The organism is Patiriisocius sp. 208BN25-11 (assembly GCF_058147145.1).
Genome location: NZ_JBYVJY010000017.1, coordinates 35,040 through 58,384, shown reverse-complemented (window position 1 = coordinate 58,384; position 23,345 = coordinate 35,040). Strand labels below are relative to the sequence as shown.

Genomic DNA, 23,345 nt, shown 5'->3' with positions numbered 1-23,345 from the left:
CGGGGTGGCAGGATTCGAACCTGCGGCCTCCACGTCCCAAACGTGGCGCGATAACCGGGCTACGCTACACCCCGAAATTAATTACATTCACTATGTCAATGATCAAGATTAGTCTTGATATTGCGGAGAGACCGGGACTCGAACCCGGGCAGCACTTACGCGCTGACAGATTAGCAATCTGCTCCGTTACCACTCCGGCACCTCTCCGTTACAATTAATATTCTAATTGCGGATGCAAATGTAATTTTTAAAAAACGTTCATGCAAACTAAAAACAACATTTTTTATATAAAACTACTAAAAAAGTGTTACTCTTTTTCTAGTGCGCTCATACTCATTGTAAAAGCAGTTTTAATTTACTCAATACATGGTAATGTATTCATAAAAAATTCTTTGGGATAAATGGGTTCCTGAAGTTGATCATTACTTATTACATCTCTAAGTACTAAATCAAAATTGGCCTTTAGAGAAGCAATTCGTAAACTTTCAACAGGAGCATTTGCCAATCTTTTTAGAGCTACTTCATCTAAGTAAAAAGAAGCTTCATTTGTACTGTTGTTCATTTTGTTTTCTATTTTAGATTGCCTACCACAAGCTTCTACACCAAGATATGGTGCAGATACATATTCTCCATTGGCTAGCTTAAAAGAAATTCTACTCTTCTTGTTAAAGCAAATTAATGGTGGGATTTCTTCACTATTTAAGGAAATGTGTAATACAACAGATTTTACATTTTCTTCTTTCATTAAGGATAAGTAGACAAAAACTGTTTTTTTCTTTCCAACGGTAAAATCGATTAAGGACTCCTGTGTTAATTGAAATACCTCTTCATCGGTATCTACATTTATTTTATAATCGCAGGTTTCTTGGGCAGTTATACTAAGTGTAAAAAATAGGATGCAAAGTAGTACGTTATATTTCATGGGGTATTTTTGAACAAATTAAAAGTATTTTTTTATTATTTTCTATTGTTGTAAAAAATAGATAGCGTTCACCACCTTCTTTAAGACGCCATTTTTTTCGCAACGTTGCTACAGATTCTGGAAAATTTCTAGTGGTTATGTTTGCTTTATCAAAAGTAATACCAGCTCTCATATCTTTTTTAGAGTAAGGTATTATTGTGTCAATAACAAACGTTCTTCCAGGAAAGTCTATTAATGTATTACTTGTATATAAATGTGAGTGTTTATGAAGTTTTGCAACATTGTATTGATGACAAAGAGCATTAAAAGCACCACTTTTTAAAATGGCAGCATTTGGTTCATACAGATATTTTTGGGGAACGTCTACTATTTCAGAATGTATATCTCCCCATGTGCATTTAAAATTTTGAACATGTTGATTTGTAAAATTGGTCGTCTGTATCTCTGTAGTTTTGGTCTCTTTTTTTGACAGCAACCACAGCAATTCTTTCACCTCATTTTGTACTGCAACAATATGAATATCATGTACATACGATAATTCTTCCATCCCTGTTGAAATATCAAGCATAGGTGATGTTTTTACCAGCAATGTCTTACAACGATCTAACAAAAAATCTAAATGAATTGGAACGTTAGGTTCGCAATCATTTAATAAAAACACTTTCCCTTTTTGATCATGACGCCTGGATGGATCTATATAAATAACATCAAATATTTGCTCTTTGATTCCTTCTAAACCATCACCATTAATACATGTTATGTTATCATTTTTTAGGCATTTTGCATTATGAGCTACCATATTGGATAGAGATTCTTGCAACTCAAAATGTTGTACTTCTTTAAATGATTTAGAAAAATAATGACAGTCTACTCCAAAACCACCAGTAATGTCGGCTATAGAATCTCCAGAAACGAGGGTACTTTTGTATGCTGCGGTCGTTTCAGAAGATGTTTGCTCAAGATTTAATTTTGGTGGAAATACAATGCCGTTGGTTTGATACCATGTTGGCAGTTTTGTTTTTGCCTTTTTTCTACTCTCTATTTGTACCAAAAGTTCTTGAATGCTTACCTCTTTAAATGGACTACCAGAAAAGGCAAGTTGCGAAATAGCCCCTTGAAAGTTTTTGATAAAAGCTTGTACTTCGGTATGTAGTAAATGTTTAAACAAGATGCATTTGTTTTACTAGTAGTAATTTTTCTTCATGAGCGTATACAATCCAATAGCAGCAGCTTGTGTAACATTCATACTACTATTGTTTCCAAGCATTTCAATATGTAAATGCATGTCTACTTTTTTTAACACTGGTTTTGAAACACCTTCTTTTTCATTTCCAATGATAATTGCCAAAGGTTTTTTTTCTGAAATATTAAAAGTATGAAGCGCTTTACTTTTATTTGTTAATTCTAATACAACTGGAGTGTATCCATTTTCTGAAAGTTTTGTAAGGGTGCTAATAATGTCAATTCCATCTTGAAAGGGAATGTTGTTATGTGTATTTCTCGAAGTTCTCTTTAAACGAACAGATGTTGTATTTATAATATTTCCGCAGAAAAAAATTTCTTTTACACCAAGGGCATCACACAATCTAAAAAGGGCACCTATATTTGCCGGACTACTTACGTTATCACAAATTAATACGATTTGGCTTTGATTAGATTCGAAATGGGTATTTGTATGAGTGAGTTGTTCTGGCAAAACGATGATAGCTTTTAATGTTCAAAAGCGTATTTAATAATATTTGCACCCATTCTAAAGGCTTTTAGACGCACAGCAGGAGGGTCGTTGTGTACTTCTTCATTTTCCCAGCCATCGCCTAGATCACTCTCAAAAGTGTATAGTAATACAATTCTTCCTTCTTTTTCAATGACCAAAGCTTGTGGTCTTGCATTATCATGTTCATGAATTTTAGGCAAACCATCAGGAAATTTATAATGGTACGAAAACAGTTCATGATTGGCAGGAAGTTCTCTTAGTGTTTCATTTGGGAATAGTTTTGTAATTTCTTTTCTAACATATTGATCCATTCCGTAATTATCATCTATGTGCAGAAATCCACCGCTATTTAAATAGTTTCTTAGGTTTTCAACATCTTCATCAGAGAAAAAAACATTTCCATGCCCCGTCATATGTAAAAAGGGGTAGTCAAAAATATCGATACTGTTAGGAGTAACGGTTTTTGGTTTCTCACTAAGGGTCGTATTTAGTTCTCTATTGCAAAATATGGCTAGATTACCAATGGCTGTAGGGTTACTATACCAATCGCCTCCACCTCCATATTGAAGTACAGCAATGTCCTGTGAATTACACACGTGTATGCACAAAAAAAGTAAAAAAGATAAGCGATACATCATATGATGTAAAAGTACAAAAATAGGCGGGTATGGTTTATGAACTACATAGAAATTTTTGAATGCATCATAGTCATGGTAATGTCTATGAATTCCATCCAGTCATCTTTTAAAGAAAGTGGTGTTACAATACTTTCTTTTTTTGTAAAATCTTTTAAATAATTGGCTACTTCATCAAGGTTAATTTCTTCTGAAAAATTTTCTTGTAAAGTACTTTTAGAGGAGATGGTTTTTCTTTTGCGTAAAAGTGTTTCCAAATTATATTATATACGTTAGTGTTTTGCAATATATGTAATGCTTTCTCTTTAATATAATATTATCAAATACTTTCGATGAAATACAGTTTTTTCTTACAAATGGTTCGATTATGTTTTTTTTTAAGTAAAATCTCACTTTTATTTTAAAAAAATCACAATTCATTGCTATAAGCTACGCTATGACAAGCAACAATTGCAGCAGTTTCTGTACGTAATCTGCTGGTTCCTAAGCTTGTTGCAGAAAAACCATTTGCACAAGCTACAGTAATTTCTTGCTTAGAGAAATCTCCCTCCGGACCAATCATGATAATATGATCTCCTTTTGCTTTGATTTGTGATTTTAATAATCTCTTTTCGGTTTCTTCGCAGTGGGCAATTAATTTTTGAGAAGAAGTGTCTTTGTATGTTGTAATAAAGTCTTTAAATGAACATAACGGATTGAGAACAGGGAAGTGATACTTTAAAGACTGTTTTGCAGCACTTTGAATAATCTTCTCGTAACGCTCTAGTTTAATTACTTTACGTTCGCTATGGTTGCAAAGAATGGGAGTTATTTCATGAATTCCTATTTCTGTTGCTTTTTCAAGGAACCATTCAAACCGATCGTTTAGTTTGGTAGGGGCAACCGCCATATGTAATCTATAGGGCAGTGGTTTTTTTTCTGAAATGTTAGTAATTGTTGCAATGCACTGTTTCGGGTTATTGCTTTCTAAAATGGCTGTATATGCATTTCCCTTTCCATCTGTGAGATATAGTGTAGCGCCCATGTCTTTTCTAAGCACTTTCCCTATATGCCTGCTTTCTTCTTTGTTGAAAACAAGCTGAGTGTCATTTACCGTGAGGCTTGGACTATAAAATAATTGCATTAGCGTTCTGTTTTACTTTGAGCATGTTCTATACCTAATTCGACAAAAAATTGAAGTTTTTCTTCGGTGTCGAATCCTTCAGGATGGACATAAATAAATTCTTTCATGGGTTTTCCTGTAAAATCCATAAGGCTAACATAGGGCATTTCTAAAACAGCATCCATCTTACTAGACTTAACACGTACCATCATTTTTTCTCGAATTTCTCCTACACACATTTTTCCTTTGTACAAAAAACAATCGCCTCCAAACATTCTCTTTTGAGTAATGTCTTTCTCCCAAAAGCAAAGCGCTGCCTGCAACCGTTTTACAATTTCTACAGAGCGTTCCATACTAAAATTTCATTCTAGCGTTAGCAATTACATTGTCTTCTGCAAATTGCTTGTGCTCGTATTTTAATGCGCCTACCATGGCTATCATCCCTGCATTGTCTGTACAAAACTCAAATTTTGGGATATGGGTTTTCCAACCAAACTTTTGTTCTGCATCTTTTAGTGCTTGTCTAATGCCACTATTAGCAGACACACCACCACCAATGGCTATTTCTTTAATCCCTGTTTGCTTTACAGCGTTTTTGAGTTTGTCCATTAAATAGGAAACAATAGTATACTGTAAACTCGCACAGATATCATTCATATTTGTTTCAATAAAGTCAGGATCCTTGGCTACATTTTTTTGTACAAAATATAAGACCGAAGTTTTTAAGCCGCTAAAACTGAAATCTAACGGACTTACTTTTGGTTTCGGAAAATGGAACTTATTAGGATCTCCTTGTTGTGCGTATTTGTCAATTAAAGGGCCACCAGGGTAGGGAAGTCCTAAAATTTTAGCACTCTTGTCAAAAGCTTCACCTACGGCATCGTCTATAGTTTCTCCAAGAATTTCCATCTCAAAATAGCTGGTTACTTTTACAATTTGGGTATGACCACCGCTAATTGTTAACGCTATAAAAGGAAAATTTGGCGCCTCTTGTCCTTCAGCCTTTATAAAATGAGCTAAAATATGTGCTTGCATATGATTTACATCCAATAAAGGAATGTCTAATCCATAAGCCAAAGACTTTGAAAATGAAGTACCTACTAATAGCGATCCCATTAAACCAGGACCTCTTGTAAACGCTATTGCGCTTAGTTGTTTTTTATCGATATTTGCTTGTCGCAACGCTTGGTCAACAACGGGTACAATGTTTTGTTGGTGCGCTCTAGAAGCAAGTTCTGGAACAACACCTCCATAGGCTTCATGAATTTTTTGTGTAGCAACAACATTGCTTAAGATTACCCCGTTGTTAATAACAGCAGCAGCAGTGTCATCACAAGATGATTCAATACCTAAAATATAACAATTTTTTTCTATCACGGGATTAAGGCATATTTATTGGTTGTAAAATTATAACTTTATAAGCGTATCAAAAAATTAAGAAAAATAATAGTCCGTGTTGCGGTAATACTTGTGTTACTACTACTGCTATTGATTATTGTTTTATCCCTTCCCTCGGTACAAACAAAGTTAGCATCTAGGCTTACAGACTACCTCCAAGAAACCTACGATACAGACATTACAATAGATAAAATTGGTTTAAATTGGCGCGCAGAGGTAGATGCCCGTGGTGTCTTTATTGCCGACCATCATCAAGACACACTTATCTATGGAAATCAATTGCAAACCAATATCTTAAGTTTTGCAAAACTTATAAAAGGTGATGTTGGCTTCGGAAATATTAAACTTTCCGAAGCAAAATTCTATGTAAAAACATACAAAGGAGAAGATACAGATAACTTAACGATTTTTGCAGATAAATTTGACTCTGCTACTCAAGGCGCATCTACGTTCCTGCTGTATGGAAATGATGTTGAAATCGTAAACAGCCATATCAGAATAATTGACGAAAACCTTTCCAGTCCTATATTGTTTGATTTTACTAAAGTAAATGCTATCGCAGAGAATTTTAGAGTAGTGGGGCCAGAAGTATTTGCAGATGTAAAATCTATCAATTTATCTGCTGCAAGAGGATTTGATATCAAAGATTTAAAAGCAGACTTTTCGTATACACGTAAAGAGATGACCCTAAAAAATTTAGAGTTACAAACAGCACAAACACATTTGGTAGGAGATGTGGTTATGAATTATGAAGCCAACGGATTTTCAGATTTTGTAAATACGGTGGTACTTTCAGGGAATTTTAAAGAATCAAAAATTGCTACCAACGATTTAAACGGATTTTATAATGAATTTGGAAAAAACCAGATCCTCAAATTTAGAGGAAATGTACAAGGAACTTTAAATGATTTTTCTTTTACAAATGGGAGTATTAGAACCGGAAGTACGCGTGTTGTTGGCGATTTTTATTTTAAGGATGTTGTTGCAGGAGCCGATGCTTTTTCTATAGATTTAAGGCGTCACAATATTACAACAAGCTTTTATGATTTGCGTAGATTTTTACCCAACATACTTGGAACTGTATTGCCAGAAGAACTAAAAAAATTAGGTGTTTTTGATTATGATGGAAGCACACAAATTAATAGTAAAAAACTGGTGACAGATGCCAACTTCTTTAGTGATATTGGTAGCGCAGAAGCCATTTTGTCTATCAATGATTATAGCAATATTGATGCAGCAACCTATCGAGGAAATTTAATGTTATCATCTTTTGACTTAGGTACTTTAGCTGAAACTTCCTCGCTCGATAAGGTGTCTGCTAATGTAAATTTTGATGGTCGTGGTTTTACGCAGAAAACTGTAGATACGCGTTTAAGAGGTACCATTTCTTCGTTCACATTTGAAGGGTATGAGTATAAAAATATTACCGTAAAGGGAGCCTTAAAAGATCCAGTTTTTAATGGAGATCTAACTATAGAAGACCCAAATGTACAGCTCGATTTTAAAGGCTTAGTAGATGTTTCAGAAACCTTTAACCAATACGATTTCGAAGCAGATGTTCGCTACGCAGAATTAAACAAACTAAACCTATTTAAACGAGATAGTATTTCAGTTTTTGCAGGGAAAGTAAAAGTAGATATGGATGGAACTACAATAGATGATGTTGTTGGGTCTATTTCATTTAAAGAAACATTTTATCAAAGTGAAGCAGATGATTTTTATTTTGATGATTTTACGGTAAACTCTTCTTTTAAAAATGAAGAAAGAGTGATAGATATTAATTCACCTGACATAGTCAATGGAAAAATCTCTGGGAAATTTTTAATAAAAGATATTCCAAATTTATTCAGAAATGGTGTTGGAAGTATTTATGCAAATTACATTCCGCAAGAAGTTACCACCAATCAGTACATAGATTACGAACTAACAGTCTATAATAAAATTGTCGAAGTATTTGTTCCTCAAATTCAGTTAGGAGAAAACTCAAGAATAAAAGGCTCGGTGTCTTCAGATGAGTCTAAATTTAAGCTAGATTTTAAATCTCCAGAAATACTCCTATTTAAAAATTATCTAGGAAAAGTTAACGTACAAGTAGATAACGATAATCCACTTTTTAATACGTACATGCAAGTAGACTCTGTCTATACTGGGGTATATGATATCATTGACTTTAGTTTTATAAACAAAACGTATAATGATACGTTGTATATCCAATCTGAATTTAAGGGAGGTGCCAAAAAAGAAGATTTGTTTGATTTTGCGCTCTATCATACTATTAATCCGCAGGGAAAGTCGGTGGTAGGAATCAAGAAATCTACTATTGAGTACAAGGATAATATTTGGTATGTAAATGAGAGTAATAACAAACAAAACAAAGTTGTGTTTGATGATAATTTTAACACTGTTAGAATAGATTCTTTACAACTCAACCATAATGAAGAGCAAATTGCTTTTGCGGGTGTCATTCGAGACTCTACGTATAAAGATTTGAAAGTGCGTTTTAAAGAGGTAAACATTGGTAATATTGTTCCTCCAGTTGATAGTCTTAAGCTCTCTGGAAAAACCAATGGAACACTATCTCTAAAACAAGAAAGAGGCGCCTATTATCCAAACTCTAATGTAACCATAGACAATGTAGTTATTAATGATGTCGCTTTTGGAGATCTAACCTTGGCGGTAGATGGTAACGAAGATCTTACAAAATACAATATCAATTCAACACTCATAAACAACAATTTCAAATCTATTAATGCGGTTGGTACGATAGACGTTGCTCCTAAAGAACCACAAATTGATGTCGATGTAAGATTAAATGATTTTAATTTACAGGCGTTTAGTCCTTTTGGGGCAGATGTTATTACCAATATGAGGGGAGAGGCATCTGGTGCTATTCAAGTATTTGGTAATTATAAGGAACCCGATATTCAAGGGCGTATTAATTTAAAAAATAGCGGACTCAAAATCCCGTACCTTAATACAGATTTCGATTTAGCAAATAGTACCCAAGTACTGGTTTCCAAAAATGAGTTAGAAGTCACAGCCACAGATATTACCGATACTAAATTTGATACCAAAGGTGTTTTTAAAGGTAAAGCAACCCACGATAATTTTGGAGATTGGAACCTTGATTTAGACATACAAGCCCCAGAAAAATTATTGGTGTTAGATACCCCTCCAGATGATGATGAGTTGTACTACGGTACCGCTTTTATTAGTGGTAATGCAGTCATTCAAGGTCCTATAGATGAGCTTGATATAGCGGTGTTTGCAACTACCGAAGAAGGGACAACTTTTAAAATTCCGTTAAGTGATACAGAGTCTATTGGAGATGATAGTTTTATTAAGTTCTTGTCTCCAGAAGAGAAGCAAGCGCGTATTAGTGGTGAGCAAATAGTAAGTAAAGAAATTAAAGGATTATCGGTAGATTTTGACTTAGATATTAATGATAAAGCCGAAGTAGAAGTGGTAGTAGATAAAGTAAATAATTCTACACTTAAAGGCCGTGGAGCAGGAACCTTACTAATACGACTTGATACCAAAGGAAAGTTTAATATGTGGGGAGAATTTACGGTGATTGAAGGTTTATACGATTTTAGATACAGTGGTATTATTCAAAAGAAAATTGCTGTAGTACCTGGCGGAAATATTAACTGGGATGGAGAACCTGATCGTGCCCGATTAAACATAAGCGCAAAATACGTAACCGATGCAAATCCTGCCGTGTTGCTTGATAATCCATCATTTAACAGGAAAATACCAGTAGATGTTTTGGTGGATTTAACAGGAGAAATTATTCAACCTGAATTAAACTTTAGAATCGATTTTCCAAGAACAGGCTCTACAGTAAGGAGTGAATTAGATTTCAAACTTCAAAACAAAGAAGATCGAGAGAAGCAAGCTATTTTCTTACTAACCACCGGTAGTTTTGTAAATGATGATTTGGGAGGCGCAAATTTTGCAGGAACCTTAGCAGATAGAGTAAGTAATTTAGTAAATGAATTATTTGCCGACGAAGACGGTAAATTTAATGTTGGTTTAGACTATTCGCAAGGAAGTAGATTGCCCAACCAAGAAACGGCAGATCGAGTGGGTATTTCACTTCAGAGTCAGATTAATGAGCGTATTTTGATTAATGGTAAAGTTGGTATTCCTGTTGGTGGTGCCACAGAAACAGCTATTGCAGGAGATATAGAAGTGCAGTGGCTTATTAACGAAGACGGTACCCTGCGCATGAATTTCTTTAACCGTCAGGCGGACATCCAGTTTATTGGTGAAGACCAAATTTTTGAGCAGGGACTTGGAATGTCTTACTCTGTAGATTTTGATACCATTGCAGAACTTATGGACAAACTTTTCAATAAAAAGGTAACAAGAGCATCTCAATCTAATGAATCAGAAACTCCTATCGTACCAGACGATAATAATTATCCTACCGACTTTAATGACAACGGAATAGAGGAGAAGGAGTAGTACTTCTATATTCGCTAAAATTTTTGCGACACACCTTCGGAAATATTAGAAGCCTACTGCTGGTTTTAATTATAAACTAGCAATCACAGAAATCTCAACATTCACAAACTTCGGAAGATTCGCAACTTCAACAGTTTCTCTGGCTGGTGCTGTAGCTTCATTGAAATAAGAACCATACACTTCATTAATTGCCGAAAAGTTATGCATGTCACTAACAAAAATACTCGCCTTAATCACATGTTCGAAAGTCATGTTTGCTGCGTCCAAAACTGCTTTTAGATTCTCCATAACAAGGGTGGTTTCAGCTTTGATGTCGTCAATCTCAAGAGCTCCGGTAGCAGGGTTAATTGCTATTTGTCCTGAGGTGTATAACATGTTTCCAAATTGAACCGCTTGATTGTAGGGTCCAATTGGAGCAGGAGCTTTGTCGGTATGTATTATTTTTTTCATGGTTCGTTTTTATGGTATTAAAAATACTTAAAATGAATGTTATTCTGAAAATGTCTTAATAAACACTAATCTTCAAATTGTCAAACCTTCAAATTAACACATCGACCAACTAACATTTCCGCGAAAGCTAAAAAGAATTACAAACGTTGATCTGCTTCTCTACGCTTATCGTATTTAATGTCGCTAAGGACACTAGATTTGATGCCAATAAAGAAATACCAAGAGGTGTTTACATTTCCAATAGGCGTCCAGTTAAAGCTCATTTTCCAACTTTCAAGATCTCGTTGAAAACGTAATTGTGTGGTAGTAACGCCTTTGTTTTTAAAATCGTAACCAGATGACATTCCTACTTTCCATCGCGGACTTAGCTCTAGATTTGAACTAAACATAAGCGATTGTGACGATATTTCGTTTTCACGTCTTTGGTTTCCGTAGGTAATGGTATATGCCAATCGTAGATCCCATGGTATTTTAAAGTTGTACCAATCTTTGTTGGTAACAGTTTCTACATCATCTGTATCATCATCAAAGGTGTTATCTCCAAATCGTGTGGTGTTGTCTCCAAATAGGTCATCTTGACGCCCTCCATTTCTAAAGGTTTGATTGTCTTGATTTCTATCATCATTACTTCCTTCAAAATCTTTGCTGGAGAACGAGTAATTGATACTTACATTTCCTCTGGTGAGTCTAAAAAGACTACCTCCATTATCTACGTTAAACACGTCAATGCGTCGGTTGTTGTTATCAAGAGCATAAGGATCTAGTGAACCACCAAAATTGACCTCTAGTTTTGGAATAATAGGAATAGATCCTGTAACACTCACAGGGCTCCATTGTAAAGAATCTCCAGCAATATTATATCCAGTAGAAAAGTTTAAGTTATTCAATAAAATAACTTTTTTGGGCGCTACCGCTGTGGTGTCCTTGTCTCTTACTTTTGCTTCAAGCGTGTTGCTTAATCCAATTCCTACGGTACTCGAAAAGGTTTGTCCGGGCGCTCCAAAAAGTGTGTTTTCGAACCTAGAGTATTGCACAATTTCTTCATCTACCTCGGGATCTGCTGTAGCAGGAATGGTGTATTCGTCATAGAATTGTTCAAACCCAGGATTGATGTTATAACTCAAAGATGGGCGCATGACATGCCGAATTTTCTGGATTTTAGCATCATCATCACCTACATTAAAAATTCCATACAACGTTGTTCCTAAACTGGTGCTAAAGTTATAGGTCCTGTAACTGTCAAAACCACTTACGGTATCACGAACAACGCCGCCATTGCCTTCGTTAAGATCTTGGTCAAATCGTTGGTCAAATGTAGTGAAGGTCCAAGTTTCTGTATAGGTAGTACTTGCAGAGGCACTTAAATGTTCTAGGATTTTAAAGTTGGTACTAATAGGAATTCTATGCTGTATACCAGCTAAGGCACCATCAAACATTTCAGATTTTAAGAACAGAGAGTCTGTAGTTCTAATCCTGTTTTGTGCAGCGACATCATACTGAAAATTTATGTTTTGTAAGATACCTTTCTTGGAACCATTTTTTGGTGCAAAAGGAAATACTCTAGCGACACTTGCAGTAACATTTGGCAACGAAAGATTAATTTCTTCAGTCTGGGTGTTTTGTTGTAAGTTAAGCGCAACCGTAGTGTTTACTTGAGGTTCTCCTTCAAATGTTTTGGAATAACTTACAGAAGAGTTTAAGTTATTAACGAGGGTACTTGCATTGTTAAATTGGTTGATAGATTCTCTAAAGAAACGACTACTACCAAAGTTTACAGAGGCAGAAAAACGTGAATTCGGACTCGATTTTTGATCTTGAGAATGACTCCACTGGATATTATACGAAGAACTCTGACTAAAATCTGGGAAACCACGTTCACTATTAATAAGACTTTCGAAACGTACATTTACATTACCTCTAAATTTATATTTTAGTGCATAACTGGATTGTGCTCGTAAGCCATAACTTCCATTTGAGTAATAGTCTCCTAATAGTGTAAGATCAAAATATTCACTTAAGGCTAAATAATAGCCTCCATTTTGGAAGAAGAAACCACGGTTGTTGTTTTCACCAATGGTTGGAATAATAAAACCAGATTGTCTGTCTTCTGTAAGTGGAAAAAAAGCAAAAGGCAAACCAATAGGCGTTGGAACATCAGCAATGTACATATTGGTTAGTCCTGTTACAATTTTCTTTTTAGGAACAAATTTGGCCCTTCTGGTGTAGAAATAATACTCTGGATCTTCAATGTTTTTTGAGGTAGTAAACTTTACATTACTTAGGTAAATAACAGAGTCGTTTACTTTTTTGGTGGTTTCTGCAATGTATCTAAAGTTTTGTTCTTCTCCTCTAGAATTGTGTACCAATGCTTTTTCAGATTTGTAATTGTATTTTATAGAATCTGGTTCTACCACATTACGTCCTTGTTTAAAAATGGGGCGTTGGGTGTATTCGCCAAGGCTGTCAATACCTTTTGCGTATACTTCGTTGGTGTTGTAGTCTAGTACAATAAGTCCGGCATCGATACGTACATCTTGATAAATGACATATGCTTTGTTGTACATGTATACTCTGTTCGCTTTTTTGTCGATGTAGACATAATCTTCTCCATAATATTCTACAATATCTGTAAGGAGTTCCTGGCTGGGTTTTATGGTGTCTATTTTTACAGTATCAGCTTCACGTTCATTGATTTCGTCAACAATAGGTTTTATGTTGAATACGGTATCGGTAACTTCTTCTTTAGGAGCTTCTACTGCAGGGATGGTAGGAGTATCTTTATTCGGAATTTCTTGTGCAGAAACCCAAGTGGTACAGCATAGCCATACTGTGAATAAAATAGTTAAATAATGCTGTTTGTTTGGCACTCCTTGCTCGTATTATTTTGTATTTTGGCTTAGATTTTGATTCGTCAAAATTAAGCATATTTTTTTGCCCACTCCGTAAAAAAACAAATTTATAAAAACAACGTTTATAGGTATATGAAAACGAAATTGTTATCCCTTATTGTTTTGCTTTTAGCAAGCGCATTGTTTGCTTCCTTTTCAGTCTTCAAAAATGATACCCAAAAACCATTTGTAGTGGTATTAGATGCTGGGCATGGAGGGCATGATTCTGGTAATACAGGAAATGGTTACTTAGAAAAAGACATCGCTCTTGATGTAACGTTACAAATTGGTAAAATTTTAGAAAATACACCAGGTTTTAAAGTATTGTACACAAGAAAAACAGATGTGTTTATTGAGTTAGACGAAAGAGCTCCAGTAGCAAACAAAGTAGATGCAGATATTTTTGTTTCTATACACTGTGATGCATTTACAAAAAGTGCAGCCTACGGAGCAGGGACGTTTATAATGGGACTAAATAAATCTGGTAATAATTTAAACACTGCCAAAAAAGAAAATGAAGTAATCTTTTTGGAAGAAAATTATGAGGAACGTTATGCAGGTTTTGATCCTAATAGCCCAGAATCTTTAATTGGGCTTACCTTGATGCAAGAGGAATATTTAGACCAGAGTATCATGCTTGCAGGCCTCATACAAAACAACATGGTAAATAACCTTAAAAGGAAAGATAGAAGTGTAAAACAAGATGTTTTTTGGGTATTACACCATAGCTATATGCCAAGTGTTCTTGTGGAGATGGGGTTCTTGACAAATAAAAATGAAGGGAAATATATAAATTCTAAAAAGGGGCGTAAAGAAATGGCAAGAGAAATTGCCAATGGAATTATTTCTTACAAGAAGAATATTGCACTTGGTACTAGCGACGCTCAAAATCCAGTCATCACCCAAGACGAAATAGACGAGGCCATTAAAGTTTCCGAAGAGATAATTTACAAAGACATTACGTTTAAAGTACAATTAGCTGCCAGCTCAAAAAAAATTGCGCCTAAGGCCTATAATTTCAAAGGGCTTAAAAACGTAGATCGCGAGAAGTCAGGGAAGTTGTATAAGTATTATTATGGAGATACTTCTGATTATACGAAAATTCAACTTATGAAAACCTTTGCACAAGAAAAAGGCTATACTTCGGCTTTTGTAGTTGCTTTCAAAGATGGGAAAAGAGTTAAACTTTCAGAAGTGCTTGCCAACCCGCCTAATTAATAAGAATTATTCTTAAATTTGTACCTCTAAAACCAACACCCTTTGAAACTCTCTAGAGAAGTTAAAACCGCCATACTCGCCATAGGAGCTATCTTATTGTTCATTTTTGGATATAGCTACCTCAAAGGCACCAACTTACTAGATAAGAATAGAACCTTTTATGTTACCTATGATAATGTTGAAGGACTTGCACAAGCTGCTCCTGTTACTATTAATGGGTTAATTGTTGGTAAGGTGAACGACATTCATTTTTTAAACAATAAAGGAACCTTGGTTGTAGAATTTTCTATTCAAGAACCAGATTTCGAATTTTCAAAAAGTTCTTTTGTACGTATCTATAGTAGCGGATTGCTTGGCGGTAAATCACTAGGGGTTTTTCCTGAGTACGATTCAAATAACATGGCCGTCTCAGGTGATACCCTACAAGGCGGTATCGAGGATGACATGCTTGTTGCGGTAACAAAGGCTTTAGGTCCATTAGAAGCTAAAGTGAATGGAACCTTAGCAACCTTAGATACGCTGTTATATTCGGTCACCGATTTACTAGACGAAGAGACTCGTGTTAATTTACAAGGTGCCATCTCTAATCTAAACACTACAATGAAATCCTTGAATGGGGCTTCAAGTAGTTTGGATGGTTTACTAAAAAACAATACTTCTAAACTTGATAGAACTTTCACCAACCTAGATGAAATGGCTGTGAATTTTAACACGCTATCCGATTCGTTAGCGCAATTAGAAACAGGTAAATTAGTATCAGAGTTTCAAAATGTGATTACTCGATTTAATGCCATTGCCACCGGACTAGAAAATGGAGAAGGCTCTGTAGGGAAATTATTGAAAGATGAGCAATTGTATGAAAACTTAGAAGGTGCCTCAAGACAATTAGAGCAATTACTGCAAGACGTGAAACTAAATCCGAAGCGATACGTTCATATTTCAGTATTTGGAAAGAACAATAAAGAGTACGAGACACCAGACAATCCAGACCAATAAACTATGCAATACATACCAAACATATTGTTTTTACTCCTGCTCGTGGCGGGAGTTGGCTATTTTACGAAGAACATACGTAAAATTATTCGCAACATTAAATTAGGAATTGCTGTAGATGCCAGTAATCATAAAAAAGAGCGTTATGGAAATGTAGCGCGTATTGCACTTGGGCAATCTAAGCTAGTGAAGCGTCCTATTTCTGGTTTGCTACACGGAGTGGTATATCTTGGGTTTATCATCATCAACATTGAAGTGCTAGAAATTATTATTGATGGTCTTTTTGGTACACATAGAATTTTTGCCTTTTTGGGTGGATTTTATGATTTTTTAATTGGGTCTTTTGAAATTTTAGCAGTCTTAGTATTGGTTGCCGTAGTTGTTTTTTGGATACGCCGAAATGTGATAAAAATCAAGCGCTTCCTTTCTCCCGAAATGAAAGGATGGCCTAAACAAGATGGAAATGTTATTTTATATTTTGAAGTAGTATTGATGTGTTTGTTCTTATTTATGAATGGAGCAGACTACCAATTACAACAATTAGGAGCCGATCATTATGTGCAAGCAGGTTCGTATCCAATTAGTTCTTTACTATCAGGTTTCTTTGAGGGGATGAGTCAAAGTACGCTCATTATTATGGAAAGAACAGCATGGTGGTTGCATATCATTGGTATTCTAATTTTCTTAAACTACCTATACTTTTCGAAACACTTGCACATACTATTAGCATTTCCAAATGTGTATTTTGGACGCGTTACACCTAACGGACAGTTTAAAAATAATGAAGCAGTTACCAATGAGGTGAAAATGATGATGGATCCTAATGTAGATCCTTTTGCAGCACCTCCGGCAGATGCGCCAGCACCTGCTAAGTTTGGTGCGAGTGACGTTATGGATCTAACACAGGTTCAGTTATTGAATGCCTACACCTGTACAGAATGTGGTCGTTGTACCAGCGAATGTCCAGCCAACCAAACGGGTAAGAAACTATCGCCTCGTAAAATTATGATGGATACGCGTGATCGATTGCAAGAGGTGAGTAAAAATATAGATACAAATGGCGGCGAATTCAAACCAGATGGTAAGCAGTTACTTGGTGATTATATAAGCACAGAAGAATTATGGGCTTGTACTACTTGCAATGCTTGTGTTGAGGCTTGTCCGGTGAGTATTGATCCTTTGTCTATTATTATGGAAATGCGTCAGTACCTTGTGATGGAACAGTCTGCAGCACCTAACGAATTAAATGTAACCATGACAAACATAGAAAACAACGGAGCCCCTTGGCCTTTCAACCAAATGGACCGATTAAATTGGACAAAAGAATAAGGAAGTAAGATGAAAACAATTTTATTTTTCATGGTCTTTGTTACTGTCATGCAGTCGCAAACTCATGATTATAAAAAGGATTCACTTCAAATTAAAGTGTACAGCACCATAGATTATAAAGCATACACTCCAAAGAAAATAAATATTCTAAAGGTTTTTTGCGACTATTGTAACGAGGCCCAAATACAGTTTATAAAAAGACAAGCTTGGGATGAATCTTACAGGCTAAGAAAATCTAAAGAATATTTAATTGAAAACGGAACATCAAAACTAGCAATATATATACGAGTGCCTAAAGCGTACTTTAGAAGTTTAAATAAAGATGAGCAACGATAAATTACATACTATAAAAGATGCACAAGGTGAAAATGCGAGCCCAGTTTTGCCAGATCATGTGAAGAACTACCTTATCGATATTGATGGTACCATCACAGAAGATGTTCCTAATGAAGAACCAGAACGCATGGCAACCTGCAAACCATTTCCAGATGCTTTAAAAACTTTAAATGGTTGGTATGATGAAGGCCATATTATTTGTTTTTTCACTTCTAGAACTGAAGAGCATAGAGAAGTGACAACCACATGGTTGAACGAACACGGATTTAAATTTCATTCCTTATTAATGGGGAAACCTAGGGGAGGAAATTATCATTGGATCGATAATCATTTAGTGAAAGCCACTAGATACAAAGGAAAATTTACTGAATTGGTGAAAAAAGATGTCACCATTCAAGTTTTTGAAGATTAATACTTATTTCTGAAATGTTAGCATTTCAAACATTATAAAAATACAACTATGAGTGAAGCACTTAAAGTACCAACAATGGCCGATTTTATGGCACAAGGAAAACAACCTGAAGTTTTATTTTGGGTAGGCTGTGCCGGTAGTTTTGATGATAGAGCAAAGAAAATCACCAAGGCTTTTGTGAAATTGTTGAACAATGCTGGCGTTGAGTTTGCAGTATTGGGAACCGAAGAAAGTTGTACTGGAGATCCTGCAAAGAGAGCTGGAAATGAATTTTTGTTTCAAATGCAAGCAGTAACCAATATTGAAGTGTTAAATGCCTACGAAGTTCAAAAAATTGTAACGGCGTGTCCGCACTGTTTTAACACCATTAATAATGAATATCCACAGTTAGGTGGAAATTACGAGGTGATGCATCACACTCAGTTTTTAAAGTCTTTGTTAAACGAAGGCCGCTTAAAAGTGGAAGGCGGAAAGTTTAAAGGAAAGAAAATTACCTTCCATGACCCTTGTTATTTAGGACGTGCCAATGGAGAATATGAAGCACCAAGAGATTTACTTCGTAAACTAGAAGTAGAGTTGGTAGAAATGAAACGTTGCAAAACCAACGGTCTTTGCTGTGGTGCAGGTGGAGCTCAAATGTTTAAAGAACCAGAAGAAGGTGCAAAAGACATTAACATAGAACGCACAGAGGAAGCTATCGATACAGGTGCTCAAATTATTGCTGCTGGCTGCCCATTTTGTAATACCATGATGACAGATGGCGTAAAACACGAAGAAAAAGAAGGCCAAGTAGAAGTCTTAGACGTTGCCGAAATGATCGCCAATGCAGGGGAGCTTTAACGTTAAGATGTTATTTGTTAAACGTTAATCGTGTGTCAAGCATGCTTTTAAGATATGGACACTATAAATGGATTTGAGGATTTAAATTGCTGGAAGCGTGGTCGTGAATTGCGTAACGAGGTAAAAAAATTAGTCAAAACTTTTCCTGATTTCGAAAAGTATGAATTAGCATCGCAAATGCGAAGAGCTTCCAGGTCTGTAACACACAATATTGCAGGAGGTTATGGAAGATTCCATTATCAAGAAAATATTCAGTTTTGTAGAATCGCTAGAGGTTCTTTGCAAGAATTATTAGACCAATTCATCACTGCTCTTGATGAAGAATATATCACAGACAAAGAGTATAAAAAATTTAGAAAAGATGTTATTGGAAATTTGGCTTTATTAAATGGATATATTAACTATTTAAAAAAAGCAAAAAAAATTGATTAGTTTTTTTGTATTTATTTAAAACAACTCCGATTAACATTTAAAAATTAACAACTTTTATTGAAACCATGCTCACAGATTTCGAAAACCTACCAGACACTTCTAGAATATGGATCTACCCATCCAATCGTAAATTCACAGAAGAAGAACTCGAATTTATTGATGCCAAGACTCGTTATTTCTTAACGCAATGGACAGCGCATGGTGCAGATCTTGAAGCTGGTTTTGAAATAAAACATGATCGTTTTATTGTGATTGGGCTTAACCAAGAAAATGCTTCTGCCTCTGGATGTAGTATCGATGCCTCGGTGCATTTTATTCAAGAACTACAAGAAAAAATGGGAGTAGATTTGTTAGATAAAATGAATGTGACCTATTATAACGGAAAGTATATCGCACACAAGCCTCTTATCGATTTTAGGAAGATGGCTAAAAATAAATCGGTGTCACCTAACACAGTTGTCTTTAACAATTTAGTGAATACCAAAGCCGAATACAAAGAAAAATGGGAGGTCCCAGCAAAAGATAGTTGGCACAGTCGATTTTTAGCATAGTTTTTGGTAATTTTAATCTATGCAAAAAACCTTCGCCCTCGTCCTATTATTACTAAGCTGTGTATCAGCAATTTCACAAGAACTTGATCCTTTGTTAGTGACCAACGACCTTGCCAATCAAAAGGCGTGGGTAGATAGTGTATACAATAATATGTCGATACAAGAAAAAGTGGGGCAGTTGTTTATGGTCGATGTATTTTCTAGCGATCCAAAAACAAAAACAGATAAAATTAAAAAGCTCATCAGCGAGTATCATATTGGTGGGGTTATTTTTTCCAAAGGAGGCCCAAAAAGGCAGGCAAAAATAAATAATGAGTTTCAAGCTTTGGCTAAAACCAAACTCATGATTGGTATGGATGCAGAATGGGGTTTAGCGATGCGCTTAGATTCTACCTTTGCGTATCCCTGGAACATGACCCTAGGAGCTATTACCGACAACCGTATTGTTGAACAAGTTGGACGTAGAATAGGGGAGCACAGCAAACGCATGGGTGTTCATATTAATTTTGCACCCGTTGTAGATATCAATACAAATCCCAAAAACCCAATTATTGGTAATCGCTCTTTTGGAGAAGACAGAGATAATGTTACAGAGAAATCTATAGCCTTTATGCGCGGTATGGAAAGTGCCGGAGTATTGGCAAATGCCAAGCACTTCCCAGGACACGGCGATACAGATTCAGATTCACATAAAACATTACCGACCATTAATTTTTCCGAAGAAAGAATAGACAGCATAGAGTTGTATCCATACAAACGGTTAATTAGTGAAGGACTCAGCAGTGTCATGGTAGCGCACTTAAATGTGCCTTCATTAGAATCTCAACCTGGACTGCCTTCTTCATTATCCAAAACCATTGTGGGAGATTTGCTGAAAGGACGTTTAGGGTTCAATGGGCTTATTTTCACGGATGCACTAAACATGAAAGGAGCTTCAAATTTTCAGAAACCTGGTGAAATTGATTTGGCGGCATTCTTGGCTGGTAATGATGTGTTGCTTATTTCAGAAAATATTCCAAAAGCACATCAGTTGCTTGTAAACGCTTACCGAGAAGAGGTAGTATCAGAGGAGCGTTTGGCGTTATCGGTGAAGAAGATATTAAATGCGAAATACAAAGTAGGATTGCATAACTATACTCCTGTAAGTGATTTTAATATCGTGCAAGATTTAAATAGTGTGGTGGATGATGTTTTGTATGAGCAAGCCATGGAGAACGCATTAACGGTGTTAAAGAATGAAGCTGATGTCTTACCGATAAAGGATTTACAAAAAAAGAAAATTGCCTATGTTAATTTTGGAGATGCAAAGGGTTCTACCTTTTTTAAATCACTTCGGAAATATGCTAGGGTGGACTATATTAAAGCGAATTCACTTGATAGCTATGTCAAAAAATTGGAAGCTTATGATTATGTAATTGCTGGATTTCATAAGTCTAATGAAAACCCTTGGAAGGGTTATAAGTTCACCGATAAAGAATTGGTTTGGTTGTATGAAATTGCCAGAACAAATACCCTTATCCTAGATGTCTTTGCAAGGCCTTATGCCTTATTAGATCTAAAAACCACCACAAATTTTGAAGGCATTATTATGTCGTATCAAAATAGTGAAGTATCTCAAGACCTTTCTGCACAGCTTATTTTTGGGGCTCGCGGAGCAAAAGGACGTTTGCCGGTTTCATTAGGTGACGATTTCCCAATTCACACGCAAATACAAACTCAAGCAGTAGGGAGGCTAACGTATGGCACACCAGAAAGTGTAGGGATGAGTAGCTATAGATTAAAGAAAATAGACTCTATAGCCAATAGTGGCCTTTGGGGTGGTATGATGCCCGGAGCGCAAATTTTAGTTGCCAGAAAAGGAAAGGTAATCTACAATAAGAACTTTGGTTATCACACACCAAGTAAAAAAAACAGTGTCAAAGAAAATGATGTATACGATGTTGCCTCTTTGACCAAGATCATGGCTACAGTGCCTATGATCATGCAGTTAGTAGACAGAGGAGTTCTCTCTATGGATACCAAGTTATCTCAAATGCTACCAGAATATAAGGGTACCGATAAAGCAAATATTACGCTACGTAGAATGCTTACCCACACAGCAAGGCTTAAAGCTTGGATTCCGTATTATTTGAAAACTATGGACACGGTGACTAATAAACCTAAATCAAAATGGTTTAAATCAAAGTATAGTAAAGATTTCCCATATAAAGTAGCGAGTGAAATGTATATGAAACGGGAATACAAAGACAGTATTTACCGTTTTATTAAAGAAAGCGACCTACGCGAAAGAGCAGGGTATAAGTATAGTGATCTACCTTATTATTTGTTGATGAAATATCTAGAAGAGTTTTATGGCAGTTCTTTGGACAAATTAGTACAGCGTAATTTTTACGAGCCAATGGGGGCACATACTATGACTTACAAACCACTTGCCAAATTTAGTAAGGCAGATATAGTTCCTACAGAGCAAGACACTTATTTTAGAATGCAAAAAATACATGGTTATGTACACGATCAAGGAGCCGCCATGTTAGGTGGTGTAAGTGGTCATGCAGGCTTGTTTAGCAATGCAAATGATGTAGCCAAAATGATGCAGTTGTTTTTAAATGGAGGGGTCTATGGCGGACAACAATACTTTACACAAGATGTCATGAACGACTTTAATACCTGTTATTATTGTGATGACAATGTGCGTCGCGGTGTTGGTTTTGATAAACCACAGTTAGGAGATAGTGGTCCTACCTGTGGCTGTATATCAATGACAAGTTTTGGACATAGCGGCTTTACTGGGACCTTTACCTGGGCAGATCCTGAAGAAGAGATTGTCTATGTATTTATGTCTAATAGAACCTATCCTAGTGCAGAGAACAGAAAGCTTATTAAAACAAACTTGCGTAGCAATATTCAAGAAGCTATTTATGAGGCATTGTTAGATTAATTTTTTGTCTGTTCGAACGCAGTCGAGAACTAAATATATCTATTGTTCCTTGAAGAGTTATTTAACTGAGATTCATGATAACGTTAGCGAAAAGTAATAAGCCTCCCATCAATCCTTACCTCACTAAATCCAACTCTCTCTTGTATCCATGCTAAAGACTGTGGGGTATAGAAAATAACATGGGTAAAATCATTTTTGTAATACCAGCTGGCAAAAGCTTCTTTCTCTGGTGCTAAATCTGTCATGCAGTAGAGTGTTCCACCTTGTTTTAGAAGTTGTTTAAGTAGCATGAATTCCTTTAATGGAGCGTGTAAATGTTCTATGACTTCGCAGCATACAATAAAATCGTTTGTAGTATCTAGAACCTCTTTGTTGGGGTGAAAAAACGGATCGTATAATGATAGCTTATATCCTTTTTCAGAAAGGAGTTTGGTAATGACAGGACCCGTTCCTGCACCAAAATCTAATCCTATCGCTTCTTTTGGATATTTGTTTTGAACAGCCGTTACAATGGGGCTCACAAAATTTTGAAACCCTATGTCTTCAATATCATTTTGATGACTTTCATAGCGTTCTTTCTCTGCATTTTGATGGGGTAGTTGCGTGCTTGGTACAAAAACAGAGCCGCAGCTTTTACAATCATAAAAGCTGCGGTTTTTGTCTTGGTAATATAGTGTTGTTTGATTGCTATGGCAAAGCAGACAGACTTCCATAAAT

General features: G+C 35.7%; 21 protein-coding genes and 2 tRNA genes. 10 read left to right on the top strand and 13 right to left on the bottom strand.

All coding sequences use genetic code 11. The features are described from left to right. The 10 genes from ACY2RS_RS14845 to tsaD form a co-directional block, all read right to left on the bottom strand. A tRNA-Pro gene (locus tag ACY2RS_RS14845) sits at positions 1-74 on the bottom strand. Between the two features lie 49 nt (positions 75-123). Then, a tRNA-Ser gene (locus tag ACY2RS_RS14840) sits at positions 124-207 on the bottom strand. A gap of 148 nt (positions 208-355) precedes the next feature. Next, entirely contained in the window at positions 356-922 is a 567-nt protein-coding gene (locus tag ACY2RS_RS14835) for a hypothetical protein (protein WP_490099452.1), read from the bottom strand. Then, positions 912-2,090, bottom strand: coding sequence for a THUMP-like domain-containing protein (locus ACY2RS_RS14830; protein ID WP_490099451.1), 1,179 nt, complete (start codon positions 2,088-2,090; stop codon positions 912-914). Before ACY2RS_RS14830 ends, ACY2RS_RS14835 begins: the two co-directional genes overlap by 11 nt. Positions 2,091-2,105: 15 nt before the next feature. Beyond that, positions 2,106-2,618, bottom strand: coding sequence for a TrmH family RNA methyltransferase (locus tag ACY2RS_RS14825; RefSeq protein WP_490099450.1), 513 nt, complete (start codon positions 2,616-2,618; stop codon positions 2,106-2,108). A gap of 14 nt (positions 2,619-2,632) precedes the next feature. Further along, a complete protein-coding gene (locus tag ACY2RS_RS14820; protein WP_490099449.1) occupies positions 2,633-3,274 on the bottom strand; it encodes a DUF4159 domain-containing protein in 642 nt (213 codons plus the stop codon). A 41-nt stretch (positions 3,275-3,315) separates the two neighbouring features. After that, positions 3,316-3,528: a hypothetical protein gene (locus tag ACY2RS_RS14815; RefSeq protein ID WP_490099448.1), complete on the bottom strand. Its 213-nt coding sequence runs from the start codon at positions 3,526-3,528 to the stop codon at positions 3,316-3,318. A gap of 152 nt (positions 3,529-3,680) precedes the next feature. Further along, positions 3,681-4,394, bottom strand: a complete 714-nt coding sequence (locus tag ACY2RS_RS14810) for a 16S rRNA (uracil(1498)-N(3))-methyltransferase (protein ID WP_490099447.1) — start codon at positions 4,392-4,394, stop codon at positions 3,681-3,683. After that, a complete protein-coding gene (locus ACY2RS_RS14805; protein ID WP_490099446.1) occupies positions 4,394-4,726 on the bottom strand; it encodes a TfoX/Sxy family protein in 333 nt (110 codons plus the stop codon). The genes ACY2RS_RS14810 and ACY2RS_RS14805 overlap by 1 nt, the downstream gene beginning before the upstream one ends. Position 4,727: 1 nt before the next feature. Then, positions 4,728-5,750, bottom strand: coding sequence for a tRNA (adenosine(37)-N6)-threonylcarbamoyltransferase complex transferase subunit TsaD (gene tsaD, locus ACY2RS_RS14800; protein WP_490099445.1), 1,023 nt, complete (start codon positions 5,748-5,750; stop codon positions 4,728-4,730). Positions 5,751-5,843: 93 nt separating this feature from the next. Here tsaD and ACY2RS_RS14795 point away from each other — a divergent pair, with 93 nt between their 5' ends. Beyond that, positions 5,844-10,241, top strand: coding sequence for a translocation/assembly module TamB domain-containing protein (locus ACY2RS_RS14795; protein ID WP_490099444.1), 4,398 nt, complete (start codon positions 5,844-5,846; stop codon positions 10,239-10,241). 69 nt (positions 10,242-10,310) lie between these two features. On the opposite strand, the gene ACY2RS_RS14790 is transcribed toward ACY2RS_RS14795, so the two are convergent. After that, the gene (locus ACY2RS_RS14790; protein ID WP_490099443.1) at positions 10,311-10,691 is read right to left on the bottom strand and encodes a Rid family detoxifying hydrolase; all 381 of its coding nucleotides are present in this window, start codon (positions 10,689-10,691) and stop codon (positions 10,311-10,313) included. A gap of 137 nt (positions 10,692-10,828) precedes the next feature. Then, positions 10,829-13,558, bottom strand: coding sequence for a putative LPS assembly protein LptD (locus ACY2RS_RS14785; protein WP_490099442.1), 2,730 nt, complete (start codon positions 13,556-13,558; stop codon positions 10,829-10,831). A gap of 114 nt (positions 13,559-13,672) precedes the next feature. Between ACY2RS_RS14785 and ACY2RS_RS14780 the strand changes: the two genes are divergently transcribed. The 9 genes from ACY2RS_RS14780 to ACY2RS_RS14740 all read left to right on the top strand — a co-directional run bounded on the left by ACY2RS_RS14780 (position 13,673) and on the right by ACY2RS_RS14740 (position 22,628). After that, complete coding sequence (locus ACY2RS_RS14780) at positions 13,673-14,797, top strand: N-acetylmuramoyl-L-alanine amidase family protein (protein WP_490099441.1); 1,125 nt, start codon at positions 13,673-13,675, stop codon at positions 14,795-14,797. A gap of 42 nt (positions 14,798-14,839) precedes the next feature. Then, positions 14,840-15,793 (top strand): MlaD family protein, encoded by a 954-nt coding sequence (locus tag ACY2RS_RS14775; RefSeq protein WP_490099440.1) that lies wholly within the window; start codon positions 14,840-14,842, stop codon positions 15,791-15,793. A gap of 3 nt (positions 15,794-15,796) precedes the next feature. Beyond that, positions 15,797-17,119 carry a 4Fe-4S dicluster domain-containing protein gene (locus ACY2RS_RS14770; RefSeq protein WP_490099439.1) on the top strand — a complete coding sequence of 441 codons (1,323 nt, stop codon included), beginning with the start codon at positions 15,797-15,799 and terminating at the stop codon, positions 17,117-17,119. A gap of 9 nt (positions 17,120-17,128) precedes the next feature. Beyond that, positions 17,129-17,455 (top strand): hypothetical protein, encoded by a 327-nt coding sequence (locus ACY2RS_RS14765; protein ID WP_490099438.1) that lies wholly within the window; start codon positions 17,129-17,131, stop codon positions 17,453-17,455. Continuing rightward, positions 17,442-17,867: an LNS2 domain-containing protein gene (locus ACY2RS_RS14760; RefSeq protein ID WP_490099437.1), complete on the top strand. Its 426-nt coding sequence runs from the start codon at positions 17,442-17,444 to the stop codon at positions 17,865-17,867. Before ACY2RS_RS14765 ends, ACY2RS_RS14760 begins: the two co-directional genes overlap by 14 nt. Before the next feature lie 48 nt (positions 17,868-17,915). Further along, the gene (locus ACY2RS_RS14755; RefSeq protein WP_490099436.1) at positions 17,916-18,707 is read left to right on the top strand and encodes a (Fe-S)-binding protein; all 792 of its coding nucleotides are present in this window, start codon (positions 17,916-17,918) and stop codon (positions 18,705-18,707) included. A 54-nt stretch (positions 18,708-18,761) separates the two neighbouring features. After that, positions 18,762-19,139, top strand: a complete 378-nt coding sequence (locus ACY2RS_RS14750) for a four helix bundle protein (protein ID WP_490099435.1) — start codon at positions 18,762-18,764, stop codon at positions 19,137-19,139. A gap of 65 nt (positions 19,140-19,204) precedes the next feature. Continuing rightward, positions 19,205-19,690, top strand: coding sequence for an ABC transporter ATPase (locus ACY2RS_RS14745; protein ID WP_490099434.1), 486 nt, complete (start codon positions 19,205-19,207; stop codon positions 19,688-19,690). A gap of 19 nt (positions 19,691-19,709) precedes the next feature. Further along, complete coding sequence (locus tag ACY2RS_RS14740; RefSeq protein ID WP_490099433.1) at positions 19,710-22,628, top strand: serine hydrolase domain-containing protein; 2,919 nt, start codon at positions 19,710-19,712, stop codon at positions 22,626-22,628. 83 nt (positions 22,629-22,711) lie between these two features. Here ACY2RS_RS14740 and ACY2RS_RS14735 read toward each other — a convergent pair whose 3' ends face one another. Further along, positions 22,712-23,341, bottom strand: coding sequence for a class I SAM-dependent methyltransferase (locus tag ACY2RS_RS14735; RefSeq protein WP_490099432.1), 630 nt, complete (start codon positions 23,339-23,341; stop codon positions 22,712-22,714). Between the last annotated feature and the right edge of the window lie 4 nt (positions 23,342-23,345).

Bases quoted from the DNA above. Each gene is read 5' to 3' on its own strand.
- ACY2RS_RS14760 (WP_490099437.1), top strand. From the start codon at position 17,442: ATGAGCAACGATAAATTACATACTATAAAAGATGCACAAGGTGAAAAT.
- ACY2RS_RS14765 (WP_490099438.1), top strand. From the start codon at position 17,129: ATGAAAACAATTTTATTTTTCATGGTCTTTGTTACTGTCATGCAGTCG.
- ACY2RS_RS14780 (WP_490099441.1), top strand. From the start codon at position 13,673: ATGAAAACGAAATTGTTATCCCTTATTGTTTTGCTTTTAGCAAGCGCA.
- ACY2RS_RS14835 (WP_490099452.1), bottom strand. From the start codon at position 922: ATGAAATATAACGTACTACTTTGCATCCTATTTTTTACACTTAGTATA.
- ACY2RS_RS14770 (WP_490099439.1), top strand. From the start codon at position 15,797: ATGCAATACATACCAAACATATTGTTTTTACTCCTGCTCGTGGCGGGA.
- ACY2RS_RS14805 (WP_490099446.1), bottom strand. From the start codon at position 4,726: ATGGAACGCTCTGTAGAAATTGTAAAACGGTTGCAGGCAGCGCTTTGC.
- ACY2RS_RS14745 (WP_490099434.1), top strand. From the start codon at position 19,205: ATGCTCACAGATTTCGAAAACCTACCAGACACTTCTAGAATATGGATC.
- ACY2RS_RS14790 (WP_490099443.1), bottom strand. From the start codon at position 10,691: ATGAAAAAAATAATACATACCGACAAAGCTCCTGCTCCAATTGGACCC.
- ACY2RS_RS14735 (WP_490099432.1), bottom strand. From the start codon at position 23,341: ATGGAAGTCTGTCTGCTTTGCCATAGCAATCAAACAACACTATATTAC.
- ACY2RS_RS14820 (WP_490099449.1), bottom strand. From the start codon at position 3,274: ATGATGTATCGCTTATCTTTTTTACTTTTTTTGTGCATACACGTGTGT.
- ACY2RS_RS14755 (WP_490099436.1), top strand. From the start codon at position 17,916: ATGAGTGAAGCACTTAAAGTACCAACAATGGCCGATTTTATGGCACAA.
- ACY2RS_RS14750 (WP_490099435.1), top strand. From the start codon at position 18,762: ATGGACACTATAAATGGATTTGAGGATTTAAATTGCTGGAAGCGTGGT.
- ACY2RS_RS14740 (WP_490099433.1), top strand. From the start codon at position 19,710: ATGCAAAAAACCTTCGCCCTCGTCCTATTATTACTAAGCTGTGTATCA.
- ACY2RS_RS14810 (WP_490099447.1), bottom strand. From the start codon at position 4,394: ATGCAATTATTTTATAGTCCAAGCCTCACGGTAAATGACACTCAGCTT.